This window comes from Zobellella sp. DQSA1, from assembly GCF_041950555.1.
Taxonomy (GTDB): domain Bacteria; phylum Pseudomonadota; class Gammaproteobacteria; order Enterobacterales; family Aeromonadaceae; genus Oceanimonas.
In genome coordinates this window covers 1942251-1957440 of the sequence record NZ_CP169531.1, presented here as the reverse complement: position 1 = coordinate 1957440, position 15190 = coordinate 1942251, and the positions used below count along the sequence as shown (strand labels likewise).

General features: G+C 61.1%; 11 protein-coding genes. 4 read left to right on the top strand and 7 right to left on the bottom strand.

Annotation, left to right across the window (positions count from 1 at the left end; genetic code table 11):
* Nucleotides 1–16: 16 nt before the first annotated feature.
* The 3 genes from mepA (at nucleotide 17) to glpK (ending at nucleotide 3636) form a co-directional block, all read left to right on the top strand.
* Nucleotides 17–778: a penicillin-insensitive murein endopeptidase gene (gene mepA, locus ACEVBK_RS09395; protein WP_375058338.1), complete on the top strand. Its 762-nt coding sequence runs from the start codon at nucleotides 17–19 to the stop codon at nucleotides 776–778.
* A 476-nt stretch (nucleotides 779–1254) separates the two neighbouring features.
* Entirely contained in the window at nucleotides 1255–2103 is an 849-nt protein-coding gene (locus tag ACEVBK_RS09390) for an MIP/aquaporin family protein (RefSeq protein ID WP_375058337.1), read from the top strand.
* Nucleotides 2104–2130: 27 nt separating this feature from the next.
* A complete protein-coding gene (gene glpK, locus ACEVBK_RS09385; protein ID WP_375058336.1) occupies nucleotides 2131–3636 on the top strand; it encodes a glycerol kinase GlpK in 1506 nt (501 codons plus the stop codon).
* 181 nt (nucleotides 3637–3817) lie between these two features.
* Here the strand turns inward: glpK and ACEVBK_RS09380 are convergent, their stop codons facing one another.
* Nucleotides 3818–4579, bottom strand: a complete 762-nt coding sequence (locus tag ACEVBK_RS09380) for a DeoR/GlpR family transcriptional regulator (RefSeq protein ID WP_375058334.1) — start codon at nucleotides 4577–4579, stop codon at nucleotides 3818–3820.
* A gap of 198 nt (nucleotides 4580–4777) precedes the next feature.
* Nucleotides 4778–5950 carry an iron-containing alcohol dehydrogenase gene (locus ACEVBK_RS09375; protein WP_375058333.1) on the bottom strand — a complete coding sequence of 391 codons (1173 nt, stop codon included), beginning with the start codon at nucleotides 5948–5950 and terminating at the stop codon, nucleotides 4778–4780.
* Nucleotides 5951–6218: 268 nt separating this feature from the next.
* On the opposite strand from ACEVBK_RS09375, the gene glpD reads away from it, so the two are divergent.
* A complete protein-coding gene (gene glpD, locus ACEVBK_RS09370) occupies nucleotides 6219–7736 on the top strand; it encodes a glycerol-3-phosphate dehydrogenase (protein ID WP_375058332.1) in 1518 nt (505 codons plus the stop codon).
* A 91-nt stretch (nucleotides 7737–7827) separates the two neighbouring features.
* On the opposite strand, the gene ACEVBK_RS09365 is transcribed toward glpD, so the two are convergent.
* The 5 genes from ACEVBK_RS09365 to ACEVBK_RS09345 all read right to left on the bottom strand — a co-directional run bounded on the left by ACEVBK_RS09365 (nucleotide 7828) and on the right by ACEVBK_RS09345 (nucleotide 15143).
* The gene (locus tag ACEVBK_RS09365) at nucleotides 7828–9528 is read right to left on the bottom strand and encodes a sodium:solute symporter family protein (protein ID WP_375058331.1); all 1701 of its coding nucleotides are present in this window, start codon (nucleotides 9526–9528) and stop codon (nucleotides 7828–7830) included.
* A 10-nt stretch (nucleotides 9529–9538) separates the two neighbouring features.
* Nucleotides 9539–9805: a DUF4212 domain-containing protein gene (locus ACEVBK_RS09360; RefSeq protein ID WP_375058330.1), complete on the bottom strand. Its 267-nt coding sequence runs from the start codon at nucleotides 9803–9805 to the stop codon at nucleotides 9539–9541.
* 146 nt (nucleotides 9806–9951) lie between these two features.
* Entirely contained in the window at nucleotides 9952–10833 is an 882-nt protein-coding gene (locus ACEVBK_RS09355) for an AEC family transporter (protein ID WP_375058329.1), read from the bottom strand.
* A 92-nt stretch (nucleotides 10834–10925) separates the two neighbouring features.
* Nucleotides 10926–12179: a D-amino acid dehydrogenase gene (locus tag ACEVBK_RS09350; protein WP_375058328.1), complete on the bottom strand. Its 1254-nt coding sequence runs from the start codon at nucleotides 12177–12179 to the stop codon at nucleotides 10926–10928.
* A 255-nt stretch (nucleotides 12180–12434) separates the two neighbouring features.
* Complete coding sequence (locus ACEVBK_RS09345; protein ID WP_375058327.1) at nucleotides 12435–15143, bottom strand: response regulator; 2709 nt, start codon at nucleotides 15141–15143, stop codon at nucleotides 12435–12437.
* Between the last annotated feature and the right edge of the window lie 47 nt (nucleotides 15144–15190).

Sequence of the window (15190 nt, the reverse complement as noted above, 5' to 3'; positions counted from 1 at the left end):
AGGAGGAAATACGCAGATGGTGAAATGGTGCTGGCTCTTGTTATTGCTGCCGGGTGCGCTCTGGGCCCAGGCCATCGGCGGCTATTCCGCCGGCTGTCAGATGAATGCCCGCGCCCTGCCCGGCAACGGCCCCGGGTTTTATGTGATCAGAAGCGAACGGCAGCGCTACTACGGCCAGCCGCAGATGATCCACTACCTGCAGGATCTGGGACACAAGGTCAGCCAGGCCGGGCTGCCGCCCATGCTGGTGGGCGATATCGCCATGCAGCGGGGCGGGCCCTTCGCCTATGGCCACCGCAGTCACCAGACCGGGCTGGACGCGGACATCTGGCTGCGCAGCCCGCCGGACAATCCCCTGCCCCGGCAACTGGAAACCATAGCGGCAGTGGACATGGTCGATCACCGTCACTATGTACTGACCGCCGACTTCCAGGACAACCAGCGCCAGTTGATCGCCCTGGCGGCCCAGGATCTCCGGGTAGACCGTATCTTCGTTCATCCGCTGATCAAGCAGGCCATGTGTCATGCCTATGACGAGGCACCCTGGCTTCGCAAAGTCCGGCCCTGGTTCGGCCATTCCAGCCATTTCCATGTCCGTCTGGGTTGCCCCCAGGACCAGGCCCGCTGCCAGCCCCAGGCGCCGGTACCGGCCGGCACCGGTTGCGGCAGGGAGCTGGCCGGCTGGCTCAACGACAAGGCCGGCGAGATCACCGCCGGCCCGCGCGCACCCTGGCGTCCCGTCCTGCCCAAGGCCTGCGTGGGCTGGGTCAAGCACTGATCCGTCACCGGTATAACCCCGGCCAGGCGGCGTCGGCGACGTAATCGAATCCAAACGGAGCCGTCCCCACCCCGAAGACCCTCATCTATCCCCTTGCCCGATACCGGTCTGAAAATAGCGGGCACCGACAGGCGGTGCCCGGTCCGCCTGTCGTGGCGAAACCAAGCCCTCCCCGATCAAATTCGCGCACAAACACGCAGCCAAAACAACAAAATTAGTAAACCAAGCAGCCGAACACCGCAGAACAAAACCCGATAACGACAACAAGCATTCAAAAGACGTCGCAGGCAGCTAAGCAATGGAAGAGCATGAGGGTATCGCCCGGGTGAAAGTAATAAACATGTGTCATAACGAAGGCAAATGGTCAAAAATAAGTGATCGACAGCACAAATTTAATCACAAGTTATTTTCGAATACGAACAAATAACCCAGAATCCGGACTTCAGGATGACTGTTCACACACAATGGAGTAGAAAATGTCTATCAAACGACCAAACACCCTGCTCGGGGAATGCCTCGCGGAGTTTATCGGCACCGGACTGCTGATCTTCTTTGGCGCCGGTTGTGTCGCCGCCCTGGTGGTGGCCGATGCCAGTTTTGGCCTCTGGGAAATCAGCATCAGCTGGGGCGTGGGCGTAGCCATCGCCATCTATGTGGCCGGCGGGGTGTCGGGCGCCCATATCAACCCGGCGGTCACCCTGGCGCTCACCCTGTTCCGGGGTTTCGACAAACGCAAGGTGATCCCCTATATCCTGGCCCAGCTGGCCGGTGCTTTCACCGCCGCCGCCCTGATCTATGGGCTGTACCAGCCACTGTTTATCGAATGGGAGCTGGCCGCCGGCGTAGCTCGGGGAAGCGAACAAAGCCTGGCCCTGGCCGGTATTTTTTCCACCTATCCGCACGGCCTGCTGTCTAACAGTCATGCCTTTATGGTGGAACTGACCATCACCGCGGTGCTGATGATGGCCATACTGGCGCTGACCGACGACCGCAACGGCGGCCCCAAGGGCATGGCCGCGGCACTGTTGATCGGCTTGCTGATCGCCGTGATCGGGGCCGCGACCGGCCCGCTGACCGGCTTTGCCATGAACCCGGCACGGGATTTCGGACCCAAGCTGTTTACCTGGCTGGCGGGCTGGGGAGAGCTGGCCTTTACCGGCGGGCGCGACAACCCCTATTTCTGGGTTCCCATTTTCGGTCCCATCGCGGGTGCCTGTCTGGGAGCCTGGCTGTACGATAATGCCATCGCCCGCTTCCTGCCCGCGGCCACCGCCGCCGAGCAGGCGCCTTCACCTTCACAACAGGAACAACGGGCCTCGGCCTGAATACCGACTCGACAAGGAGGACACATAATGTCACAAGCCAAACAGTACGTGGTTGCACTGGATCAGGGGACGACGTCATCCCGCGCCATCATCTTCGACGAGAATGCTGCCATCCAGGGCGTGGCCCAGCGGGAATTCGGCCAAATCTATCCCCAGGCCGGCTGGGTCGAGCACGATCCCATGGAGATCTGGGCCAGCCAGCGCTCCACCCTGACCGAGGTGCTGGCCAAAACCGGCATCAGCCCGGATCAGATTGCCGCCATCGGCATCACCAACCAGCGGGAAACCACGGTGGTGTGGGAAAAGAGCACCGGCAAGCCGGTCTATAACGCCATCGTCTGGCAGTGCCGCCGCACCGCCGACATCTGCGAACAACTGAAGGCTCGCGGCCTGACCGACTATATTCGCGACAACACCGGCCTGGTACTGGACGCCTACTTCTCCGGTACCAAGCTCAAGTGGATCCTGGACAACGTCGAAGGCGCCCGGGAGAAAGCCAACAATGGAGAACTGCTATTCGGCACCATCGATACCTGGCTTATCTGGAAACTGACCGACGGTCGGGTTCACGTCACCGACTACACCAATGCCTCCCGTACCATGCTGTTCAATATCAACAGTCTGGAATGGGACCAGAAGCTGCTGGATGAAATGGGCATTCCCGCGTCCATGCTGCCCGAGGTGCGTCCCTCCAGCGAGGTGTACGGCAAGACCAACATCGGCGGCAAGGGCGGCACCCGTATTCCCATCGCCGGTATCGCCGGCGACCAGCAGGCGGCCCTGTTCGGCCAGCTGTGTTTCAACAAGGGCATGGCCAAGAACACCTATGGCACCGGCTGCTTCCTGCTGATGAACACCGGCGAGCAGAAGGTCAGCTCCAGCCACGGCCTGCTCACCACCCTGGCGGTGGGCGCCCGGGGCGAGGTCAACTACGCGCTGGAAGGCTCGGTGTTCATGGGGGGGGCCACCATCCAGTGGCTGCGGGACGAGCTGGGCCTGATTCGCGAGGCGGACGACACCGGCTACTTCGCCGAAAAGGTGAAGGACAGCAACGGCGTCTACCTGGTACCGGCCTTCGTCGGCCTGGGCGCCCCCTACTGGGACCCTTATGCCCGCGGCACCCTGGTGGGCCTGACCCGGGGGGTGAACCGCAACCACATCATCCGGGCGGCACTGGAGGCGGTGGCCTACCAGAGCCGGGACGTGCTGGAGGCCATGCAGGAAGATTCCGGGTTAAAGCTGGCCGCGCTCAAGGTGGACGGTGGCGCCGTGGCCAACGACTTCCTGATGCAGTTCCAGTCCGATATCACCAACGCCAGGGTGGTCCGCCCCCGACAGACCGAAACCACCGCCATGGGCGCGGCTTTCCTCGCCGGCCTGGCGGTGGGCATCTGGCAGAGCACCGATGAACTGGCCGACAAATTCGCGGTCGACAAGGAATTCAAGCCCCAGATGGACAAGGAGACCCGCGCCACCCTGTACCGGGGATGGCAAAAGGCGGTGGCCCGCTCCCTGGACTGGGCCGAGCACTGAGCGAGAACGAGAAACACCAAGGGCGCCGCGAGGCGCCCTTATCAGTTTGCGATCACCCTAAATCGGCCAAAGGGCCAACTCCGCCGACGCCACCACCAGGCAGCGCCGAGGTGTGGAAGAGGCAGCTGGGATTGCCTCTCGGCAAAACAGGCAGCCGGACTGGTGACCAAGAGCCGCTCGCTCAGTGGGCGATATGGCAGGCGACCTGGTGCTCTTCCATGATCTTCTGCAGCGCCGCAGGCGGCGGCGCATCGGTGAACAGCGCCGTAATCTGGCTGATATGACCCAGATTGACCATGGCGTTGCGGCCAATCTTGCTGTGGTCGGCGGCCAGGAACACCTGCCGGCTGTTGCTGATGATGGCCTGGGCGATGCGCACCTCATGGTAGTCGAACTCGAGCAGAGAACCGTCGGTATCGATGCCGGAAATACCGATGATGCCGTAATCGGTGCGAAACTGCTGCACGAAGTCCCGGGTCGCCTCGCCGACGATGCCGCCGTCCCGGTTGCGGACCTCGCCACCGGCGATGATCACGGTGAAATCCTCCTTCTGGCTGAGGATGCTGGCCACATGGATGTTGTTGGTGATCACCCTGAGCTCCTGGTGATCGAGCAGCGCCTTGGCCACCGCTTCGGTGGTGGTGCCGATATCGATGAACAGGGAAGCCCCATCGGGGATCTCGGCGGCGATGGCCCGGCCGATGCTGTCCTTCTCCCTGGCATACATCACCTTGCGGGAATCGTAGGCGGCGTTCACCGTGCTCGACATCAGCGAGGCCCCGCCATGATGACGGCGGATGCGGTTATGCTCGGCCAGATCATTCAGATCCCGGCGGATGGTTTGCGGACTCACGTCAAACTGGGCAACCAGATCCTCGGTGCTGGCAAAGCCTTTCTGCTTGAGCAACTCCAGGATCTGTTGATGACGCAGGGTTTGCTTCACGCGGTAACTCCCTGTAATGGAAACGACTTCATCGCCCGATTGTACTCGTTCAATGCCCAAATGCACAGCAGACGGGAGCCCGGCGCCGGGGATGCCCGTTCGGCTATCCATCAGGGAGCGGGAAAGAGGGAGATTAAGAGAAAAGATGCGGGTGTGGACACACCCGCCAGGAGAGCGGCGGTTCAGCGGTTCAGCCGCTCAGAGACAGCGCCGCAGAATGTCGCCAAGTTCGGCATCGGTCAGCACCAGGGGATTGGTCTTCATGCTGTTGCCGCCGCTCATCGCCACCATCCGGGGGATATCGGCGGCGACCATGCCGTAATCGGCGAGTCGGGGCAGGCGGCAGGCGCGGGTCCAGCCTTGCAGGAGCCCGGCCAGATCCTCGGCCCCGGCCCTGTCGTCACCACTCAGCCAGCGTGCCACCCGGGCATACTTGTCCAGGGCCGGGCTCAGGGGGATTCGTTCACGCAGGGCGGCGATGTTCGCCCGGGTGGTGTCGGCCAGCAGGATGCCGCACACCATGCCGTGGGGGACGGGGAAACAGGCCCCGAGCGGCGAGGCCATGCCGTGCACCGCCCCCAGCCCGGCCTGGGCCAGGCAGATACCCGACAGCATGGCCGCATAACTCAGCCCCGCATAATCCCGCACCGGGTGCCCTTCTCCCGGCGCAAAACCGGCGGCAAAGGCCCGGATGCCGTCTTCCGCCAGGGCGTCGGTGTAACGGCTGGCACGGGTCGAGGTATAGGCTTCCAGCAACTGAGTAAAGGCATCCATGGCGTTGGCCAGCAGCACCGGTTGCGGACAGCTTTGCAGCAACTCGGGGTCGACCAGGGCCAGGCGAGCCAGCAGCGCCTCGTCGCGGAAGGACTTCTTGAACCGGCCCGGCCGGGTGATCACCGCGTTCCTGGTCATCTCGCTGCCGGTGCCGGCAGTGGTGGGCACCGCGATAAAGGGCACCGCCGGTCCCCGATAGGGCAACTCTTCCCCCACCCCTTCCAGGTGTTCGCACACCGGGGTGCCGGTTTTGAGCAGGCCGGCGATGGCCTTGGCCGCGTCCAGGGCGCTGCCGCCACCGACCCCCACCACCACGTCGATGTCTTGCCGCCCGAAGCGGGCCACCGCCTCGTCCACCATCTCCGGGGTGGGCTCGCCCCCGACGGCGACCCTGAACCAGGTGATCCGCCGGGCCTCCAGCTCGGCCTGCAACCATCGATAGTGTTCGCCGCCCGTGAAGGAGCCGGCGCCGGTCACCAGCAGCATGCGTGAGCCAAAAGTTTCGATTTCGCTCACCACTTGCTTGAAGATACCCGGGCCAAACCGGATCCGGGGCTGGGTCGATAGGCTGAAGGGGGCAATCAGTGTCGTTTCCATCGGTAGGTGACTCTCCATCAAAATGTACACCGGGGCAGGTCAAGATAGCAGAAGCATCACCATACGAACATTATTGACCGGAAAAAATGCGCGCTTTAGTTAGAATAAATACAAAATGTACTAAAATGTTGCTTGATGTTTGTTTTACGGTTGGTTATTTTCCTTTACGAAGATTATAATCCAACTATGGTGATTGACTATGACCCCCACCCTCAAGGCACAGGGACGCCACGCTCCGGTGTTGGCTTCCCTTAAGGAGAAGAGAAGCATGACAGCTGAGCACACCATTCATGATCTGATGGTTATCGGTGGCGGCGTCAACGGCACCGGTATCGCCATGGACGCCGCCGGCCGGGGACTGAGCGTGGTGCTGTGTGAAATGAACGACCTGGCCTCGGCCACCTCCTCCAACAGCAGCAAGCTGATCCACGGCGGCCTGCGCTATCTGGAGCATTACGAATTTCGCCTGGTGAAGGAAGCCCTGGCCGAGCGGGAGTCCCTGCTGCGTAACGCGCCCCACATCATGTGGCCGCTGCGTTTCCGCCTGCCCCATCGCCCGCACCTGCGCCCGGCCTGGATGATCCGCATCGGCCTCTTCCTCTATGATCACCTGGCCAAGCGGGAGCTGCTGCCCGGCTCCAACGGCCTGCGCTTCGGCGCCGACAGCCCCCTGGTCGGCGACATCACCAAAGGCTTCGAGTATTCCGATGGCTGGGTGGACGATGCCCGCCTGGTGGTGCTCTGTGCCATGGCCGCCCGCCAGAACGGCGCCGACATCAAGACCCGCACCCGCTGCGTCAAGGCCGAGCGACGGGATGGCCTCTGGCAGGTAACCCTGCAGGATGCCGACACCGGCCGGCAGCAGCTCTACCGCTGCCGCGCCCTGGTGAACGCCGCCGGCCCTTGGGCCAGCAGGCTGTTCGACGAAACCATGACCCTCAAGGCGCCCAAGCAGATCCGCCTGGTCAAGGGCAGTCACATCATAGTGCCGAAACTGCATGACGAGCCCGAGGCCTATATCCTGCAGAACGAAGACAACCGCATCGTGTTCGTGATCCCCTACGAGGACAACTTCTCCCTGATCGGCACCACCGACGTGGACTATGAAGGAAACCCCTCCGATGCCTGTATCAGTGATGAAGAAGTGGAGTATCTCTGTGCCGTGGTCAACGGCCATTTCAAGCGCAAGATAAGCCCGGCGGAGGTGGTGTGGACCTACTCGGGAGTACGCCCGCTGATGGATGACGAGCATGGCGCAGCGCAGAAGGCATCCCGGGATTACAGCTTCGAAGTCAATGCGCCCGAAGGCGAAGCCCCGCTGCTGTCGGTATTCGGCGGCAAGATCACCACCTACCGCAAGCTGGCGGAAGCCGCCACCAACGCCATCTGCCGCTTCTTTCCCCAGGCCAAAGGGCCCTGGACCAAGACGGCGGTGATGCCCGGCGGCAATTTCGAGCACCACGACAGCCTGGCCGCAACGCTCCGGCAGCAGTTCCCCTGGCTGACCCCGCCCATGCTGAAACGCTTTGTGCGCACCTACGGCAACCTGTGCCACCACTTTCTGGAAGGCCGCCACAGCCTGACCGACCTGGGCGAGAGCTTCGGCGCCTCCCTGACCCAGGCGGAAGTGGATTATCTGATGGAGCACGAATGGGCCAGGACGGTAGAAGACGTCATCTGGAGACGTACCAAGCTGGGACTCTATCTGAGTGAGGCCGAGAAGGCCCGCTTGCAGCAATATCTGCAACGCCGGCAGGAAGGAGAGCAAAGCCGGCTGGCCGGCTGATACACCGGGCTAACGGCGTCCGTTTGCGAGCAGGCGCCGGATCAACAAAAGGGGCGCCGCGGCGCCCCTTGTTTACACTCTGTGCTCGGGATCAATGGTCGTGGGCGGCACCGGCTCCTTTCGGGAAGCGGATGCTCTCCACCAGATCCTGCACATCCTGCGGGGTTTCGGTAGTCAGCTTGGCGACCAGCAGCGACACGCCCAGGTTGAGCAACATGCCCAGGGTACCGATACCTTCGGGCGAGATACCGAACCACCAGTTGTCGGCATTGTCGGCGGCCGGATTGATGAACTTGAAGTACACGATATAGGCGGCGGTAAAGGTAATACCGGTCACCATGCCCGCGATGGCCCCTTCCTTGTTCATCTTCTTGTAGAAGATACCGAGCACGATGGCCGGGAAGAAGGACGCCGCCGCCAGACCGAAGGCGAAGGCCACCACCTGGGCCACGAAGCCGGGTGGGTTGATGCCGAGGTAACCGGCACCGATCACCGCGAAGGCGGCGGCCACCCGGGCGGCCAGCAGTTCCTGCTTGTCGGTCATGTCCGGCTTGAGCCCTTTCTTCAGCAGATCATGGGCGATGGAGGTAGAGATCACCAGCAGCAGACCGGCCGCGGTAGACAGCGCCGCCGCCAGGCCACCGGCCGCCAGCAGGGCCACCACCCAGTTCGGCAACTGACCGATTTCGGGGCTGGCCAGCACTATGATGTCCGGGCTGATGGTCATTTCGTTACGCTCGTCACCGGAGTAGAACATGCGGCCGTCACCGTTCTTGTCTTCCCATCTCACCAGGCCGGTCTTCTCCCAGTTGGCTACCCAACCCGGTGCCTGCTCGGCGATCACACCCTGACCGTCGGCGCCGTTCAGGCCCTCGATCATGTTGGCGCGGGCAAACGCGGCCACGGCGGGGGCGGTGGTATACAGGAAGGAGATGAACAGCAGTGCCCAACCGGCAGAGATCCGGGCGTCACGCACCTTGGGCACGGTGAAGAAGCGGATGATCACGTGGGGCAGACCGGCCGTGCCCACCATCAGGGCGGCGGTGATAAAGAAGACGTCAATGCCCGACTTCTTGCCCGAGGTGTATTCGGTGAAACCCAGCTCCTGGGACAGACCGTCCAGCTTGTCGAGCAGGTAAACGCCGTCGGCAGTCTGGCCGATAAAGCCCAGTTGCGGGATCGGGGTGCCGGCCACGATCAGGGAGACGAAAATGGCCGGTACCAGGAAGGCGAAGATCAGCACGCAGTACTGGGCCACCTGGGTATAGGTGATGCCCTTCATGCCCCCCATGACCGCGTAGAAGAACACGATGGTCATGCCGATGATGACGCCCAGGTTGATATCCACCTCGAGGAAGCGGGAGAACACCACGCCCACGCCGCGCATCTGGCCCGCCACATAGGTGAAGGACACGAAGATGGCACAGAACACCGCCACCATACGTGCGGTTTGCGAGTAGTAGCGATCACCGATAAAGTCCGGCACGGTAAACTTGCCGAACTTGCGCAGGTAGGGTGCCAGGCACAGCGCCAGCAGTACATAGCCGCCGGTCCAGCCCATCAGGTAGACGCCGCCGTCATAGCCGGCGAAGGAAATCACCCCGGCCATGGAAATGAAGGAGGCGGCCGACATCCAGTCTGCCGCCGTGGCCATGCCGTTGGCCACCGGGTGTACCCCACCACCGGCCACGTAGAATTCGCCGGTACTGCCGGCACGGGCCCAGATGGCGATACCGATATAGAGGGCAAAACTCAGGCCCACCAGAATAAATGTCCAGGTTTGGATATCCATGCCCTACCCCTTACTCTTCGTCAACGTTGTATTTTTTGTCGAGCACGTTCATTCGCCATACGTAGACGAAGATCAGCACCACGAACACATAAATGGAGCCTTGCTGGGAGAACCAGAAGCCGAGTTTGGCGCCACCGATGGTGAAGGCATTGAGCAGATCCACCAGGATAATGCCGAACAGGAAAGACACCGAGAACCAGACCGCCAGCAATATGGCCATCAATCTCAGGTTTTCGCTCCAGTACGCTTTTGCTTTTTCCTTACTTTCAAACGCCATTCTCTTTCTCCTTGAATAGCCGAATACGGTTCGAAGGTAACAGTACTCCGTTAACAGCCTGTTGAAACTTAGACTTTGGTATTAACGGTTGATTAACAAAAGTGAAACACAAACTCCAGGCCACGGGGGCCCGGTCGGCGCAGCTATCAGAGGAAGGTCAAGGTAAGATAGACCACCAGCGGAATGGTGACCACCGCCATGGCATTGCCGAGCAGCACTATGCTGGCCATCTTGTCGGGCTGGCAACGGTATTGCTCGCACAACAGGTAATTGAGCACCGCCGGCGGCAGCATCACCGACAGCGCCAGCAGCCGCAGCCAGTCGTTGCCAAGCGGCAGCAACCAGGCCACCAGGGCAAAACTCGCCGCCCCCACCAGCAGGTAAGCCAGATTGACCCTGAACGCCAGTCCCAGATCGCCCATCTCCCCGCCCGACAGGCGCACTCCCAGGGCGAACAGCATCAGCGGTACCGCCATCTGCCCGAGCAGATCGGCGGTGGTATAGACGAACGCTGGCAACAGGGCGGTATTATCGGCCAGCAACATGCCCAATACCGCAGCCCAGATAATGGGGTTCTGCAGCCACTGCCAGCGACCGGCATCACGGGACAGGATAAACAGCCCCAGCGAAAAGTGGATCAGGTTGGACAATACGAAAAGAAGAATGATGGCACCCAGTTGATCGGCGCCATAGGCCAGCATCATCAGCGGTATGCCAATATTGCCGGTGTTACGGAACATGCCGGCTACGACTAAAGTTCGGCGCTCCAACCCCGGGAAACGAAATAAACAGAGCAGCAGTCCCGGCAGCAGGATACTCAGCACGCCCGCCAGGATCAGCGGCCAGCTCTCGCCCGGCGAGACCGGGTTGTCGATCAGCGCGGAAAATACCAGGGCCGGGCAAAATACCGCCACGTTGGCGAGATTGATAAAGCCCATCTCCCCGTGGCGCTGACGCCGGCCGAAGACAAAGCCCACGGCCACCACGGCAAAGACCGGTACTACTATATTGAGCAGGGTAAGCAACATAAAAAAGGACGGGGCCAAAAGGCGCCAGTATGGCGCCTGGATCCCGCCCTGTCCAGAAGCCGGTCTTCAAGCTTCCGGCTTCGAGGTTTGCGTCAGCCGTAGCGGCTGAATGCCAGGCCGTTATCGTCGATTTCCGGCTGCTTGCCGCTGATCAGGTCGGCAATCAGCTTGCCGGAGCCCGGGCCCATGGTCCAGCCCAAGGTTCCGTGGCCGGTGTTCAACCACAGGTTCTTGTAACGGGTGGCGCCGATGATCGGAGTGCCGTCCGGCGTCATGGGGCGGAAGCCACTCCAGAAGATGGCTTCATCCACCTTGCCGCCTTCCGGGAACAGGCTCTTCACCGAATGGGCGATGGTCTCGCGGCGCGCATTGGGCAGATCGCCGTTGAAATCGGCCAGCTCGGCGGTACCGGCGGCACGGATACGGTTGTCGAAACGGGTGATGGCCACCTTGAAGGTTTCATCCATCACCGTGGACTGGGGCGCATCCGCATCGTTCTTCACTTCGATGGTCAGGGAGTAGCCTTTCACCGGGTAAATCGGCAGGCGAATGCCCAGCGGATTAAGCAGGAAGGGGGAATAGCTGCCCATGCACACCACCACCTGATCGGCGGTTTCCAGACCGTTGGCGGTCTGCACCCCGCGGATCTGATCGCCATCGCTGACCAGCGCCTTGATATCGGTAGCGAACTTGAACACCACGCCCTTGTCCTGGCATTTCTTTACCAGGGCCTTGGTAAAGAGGTTGCAGTCACCGGTCTGATCGTCGGGGAAGTGCAGGCCACCGACCAATTTGTCCTTGACCCGGGCCAGGGCCGGCTCACGGGCGATACACTCGTCCACGTTGAGCATGGCATGCGCCACGTTGAAATCCTGCAGCACCTTGATGTCCTTGGCGGCATCATCTACCTGCTTCTGGGTGCGGAATACCTGCAGCAGGCCTTTCTTGCGGCCCTCAAACGGCAGCTGCAGTTCTTCCTGCAGGGCGTTGATGCACTGGCGGCTGTATTCGGATACCCGCACCATGCGGGATTTATTGATGCCGTAGGATTTTTCATTACAGTTGGCCAGCATCGACAGCATAAACTGCCACTGGGCCGGATTGAGGCTGGGGCGTACTTTCAGGGGAGCGTGGGACTGGAACATCCACTTGATGGCCTTCTGCGGAATACCGGGGCCGGCCCAGGGTGAGGACATGCCAAAAGACAGCTGACCGGCGTTGGCAAAGCTGGTTTCTTCCGCTGCGTCGGGTTGGCGATCGATCACCACAACCTCGTGGCCCAGTTGCGACAAATACCAGGCGCTGGTGACACCGACGACACCACTACCCAACACTAATACTTTCATAACACTCCCCTATCAAGATGCGTTCACGGCGACAATATCATCTAAAAAATAAATAAAATCCAGAGCAAAACAAAGCCCACTTCCAGGCGGGAGCGGCCTGTAAATGGGCAGTAAACACGGGGGCTCTATCTTTATCTGAGCGAAGATTTTTAGTCAGGATAAAATCCCAACTTAAAAATAAAAACCAGAATATAAAACCAATGAGCCCACAAATGTGACAAATATCTCAAAATCGTAAAAATACGGATCTTGCCGTTACCGCGCGGTGATATCCCGGATATCGCTGATGGCCTGGGCCAGGGCGCGGATCTGCTCCGGCTCCGGCAACTGCTTACGAAGCAGCTGTTGCTCCAGCTCCCGGGCCAGTGTCGCCGGAACCACCGCCCGGCAGGCCTCCGCCCCCTCGGCCAGCTCCCGCACTGTGGCAAGCGCGTCCCGCCAGTCCGGGCCGGCCAGGGCCGCCTGCAATAACCAGATATCATCCTGGTGTTGTTCGGCAAAGAAGCGCTGACTCTGATGCCGTTCCGCGACAACGGGCCCCGGAGCCGGGAGCAGCCCGGCGGGCGCGGCCTCATGGCCCCCCTGCTCGTCCCCGACCGGGTCGGCCACCACCCCGCTACCGATCACCTGCACCAAGGCCTGGTACAGATCGAAGCAATGCACCGGTTTGGTCACATAGGCGTTCATGCCGGCCCGCAGGCTGGTCTCCCTATCCCCTCGCATGGCACTGGCGGTCAGGGCGATGATGGGAATATCGTGGTTCACCCTGAGTTTACGGATCTGGCGGGTCGCCTCCACCCCGTCCAGAATCGGCATCTGCAAGTCCATCAGGATGGCATCGAAGGTTCGCCGGGCCATCTGCTCCACCGCCTGGCGGCCGTTGTCCGCCAGCGTGACCGAGACATCGACTTTTTTCAGGAACTCGACGATCAGCTGCTGGTTGACCCTGTTGTCTTCCGCCAGCAGTATCTGCCGTCCCGCCAGCCGGCAGCGATAGAACTCGGTATCCGCTTGACCGACGGCCGCAGGCCGGAGATGCGGCCCGGACGGGGCATGGAGGATCCGGGACAAACAGCCGAGCAGGCTGCTCTGGGTAACCGGTTTGGACAGATAGTGGTCAATGCCCAGCGCCTGCATTTGTGCCGAGGGACGCTCCCGCCCGAAAGCACTGATGATCACGACGCCGATATCCTGCAAATGAGGCTGCTGCACCAGATAGCGGGCCACGTCCAGGCCGTTGTCCTGGCCCAGGCAGCAGTCGATCAGGGCCAGCCTAAGCTCGCTGCCGCGCTTTTGGATCAATGCCTTGGCGCTGTCAAGATCCTGGGCGGCGTAGACCACAAAGCCGGCCCGCCGGAGCAGCTGGCTCATCATCTCGATCACCAGCGCGTTATCGTCCACCAGCAGCACTTTCTGTCCCGGCACAAACACCGGCTCTGCGGCGTTGTCGTCGAGGCTCTCCGCCGCACGCAACGGCAGGTTCACGGTAAAGGTCGACCCCCGCCCCGGCAGGCTCTCTACCCGGATGCTGCCTTGCATCAACTGCACCAGATGATGGCTGATACTGAGCCCCAGGCCGCTGCCGCCGTACTTACGGGTAGTGCTGGCATCGACCTGGGTAAAGGAACGGAACAGTTTACCGAGCTGTTCCGGCATGATGCCGATGCCGGTATCCCTGACCTCGAAGCAAAGACGGGGATCCGGCTCGTGCACAACCCGGACCGACAGTACCACTTCGCCGCGCTCGGTAAATTTCACCGCGTTGCTCACCAGATTGACCAGCACCTGGCCCAGGCGCAGCGGATCCCCCCGCACCCTGTCAGGCACTTCCGCTGCCTTGCTGATGATCACTTCCAGCTGTTTCTGCTCGGACATGTCGGCGAAGAGTGCCGATAGTCGCTCGAGTTGCTCATTGAGATCGAACTCGATGTCTTCCAGTTCCAGCTTGCCCGCCTCGACCTTGGTCAAATCCAGGATATCGTTGATCAGCAGCAGCAGGTTGTCGGACGAGCTCTTGATTTTTTTCAGGTACTCAGACTGCTGGCCATCCAGCGACGTCTGCTGCAACAACGAGGAAAAGCCGATAATGGCATTCATCGGCGTACGGATTTCGTGGCTCATATTGGCCAGAAAGTCGGTCTTGGCCTGGGCCAGGGCATAAGAAGCCCGGCTGCCCTCTTGCAGCTGACGGTTGCGTGTATACAGCAGCAGCAGACCCAGGCTGAAGATCAGCAGCAATACCGATGCCAGCAGCACCAGCAGACGCTCCCAGCTGTCTTCGCCCTGCTGCTGCCAGGCGGCTCTGCGCGCCAGCAAGGCGGAAATGTCATCGGTCGCAATGTGCCGGCGTAGGCCGATCAGCTCTTTCAAACTGTCCAGGTACAAGCGATGATGTTGATAGCTCGCCTGCAGATCCGTATTCCCACCCCGCAGCAACCGTTCCGCCTCCTGTTCCAGTTCATAGACAAACAGCTGGCTGGGCGCATTCAGATAGAGTCGGCTGAGCTGAACCAACCGCTCCAGGGCGGCGCGGTTCGCCATTTCTGCCGGCGTCCGGATACTGTCGATAAAGGTCTGCAACGCATAACGACTGCGGATATCGGCATCCTGCAGGGCACGCAGGTTTTCCAGATAGCGGTTCAGTTCAGCAAGCACCTCGTCCATTGCGGCCGGCGACACCTGCTGCTGCTCCAGAAAACGGGCAAACCGCGACAGCATCAATGACAGGAAGCGGACCTGTTCATCCAGCAGCAGGCCGCTTTCCAGCTCGGTCATGACCTTATGATGAAGATGATGCAGGGTTTCTATCACCGGCTCCGCCTCTTGTTGCAACACCAGGTAGTGACGGTACTGCCGGTACTCGTGGCCGCCGTAGCCGGCCACGAGCAACAGTATCAGCAGGCCGCACAGCAGGGCGATCCTGCGCGGAAGCAGAAAAATACGTTGTTTTACAGAACTCGTCATCTGTTGTATCCATCTCTTGGTGATATACTTACAACCTTATACAAAAC

What these genes read in the sequence shown, in the direction of transcription:
- mepA (WP_375058338.1), top strand. Translation starts at nt 17, where the DNA reads ATGGTGAAATGGTGCTGGCTCTTGTTATTGCTGCCGGGTGCGCTCTGG.
- ACEVBK_RS09390 (WP_375058337.1), top strand. Translation starts at nt 1,255, where the DNA reads ATGTCTATCAAACGACCAAACACCCTGCTCGGGGAATGCCTCGCGGAG.
- glpK (WP_375058336.1), top strand. Translation starts at nt 2,131, where the DNA reads ATGTCACAAGCCAAACAGTACGTGGTTGCACTGGATCAGGGGACGACG.
- ACEVBK_RS09375 (WP_375058333.1), bottom strand. Translation starts at nt 5,950, where the DNA reads ATGGAAACGACACTGATTGCCCCCTTCAGCCTATCGACCCAGCCCCGG.
- glpD (WP_375058332.1), top strand. Translation starts at nt 6,219, where the DNA reads ATGACAGCTGAGCACACCATTCATGATCTGATGGTTATCGGTGGCGGC.
- ACEVBK_RS09365 (WP_375058331.1), bottom strand. Translation starts at nt 9,528, where the DNA reads ATGGATATCCAAACCTGGACATTTATTCTGGTGGGCCTGAGTTTTGCC.
- ACEVBK_RS09360 (WP_375058330.1), bottom strand. Translation starts at nt 9,805, where the DNA reads ATGGCGTTTGAAAGTAAGGAAAAAGCAAAAGCGTACTGGAGCGAAAAC.
- ACEVBK_RS09355 (WP_375058329.1), bottom strand. Translation starts at nt 10,833, where the DNA reads ATGTTGCTTACCCTGCTCAATATAGTAGTACCGGTCTTTGCCGTGGTG.
- ACEVBK_RS09350 (WP_375058328.1), bottom strand. Translation starts at nt 12,179, where the DNA reads ATGAAAGTATTAGTGTTGGGTAGTGGTGTCGTCGGTGTCACCAGCGCC.
- ACEVBK_RS09345 (WP_375058327.1), bottom strand. Translation starts at nt 15,143, where the DNA reads ATGACGAGTTCTGTAAAACAACGTATTTTTCTGCTTCCGCGCAGGATC.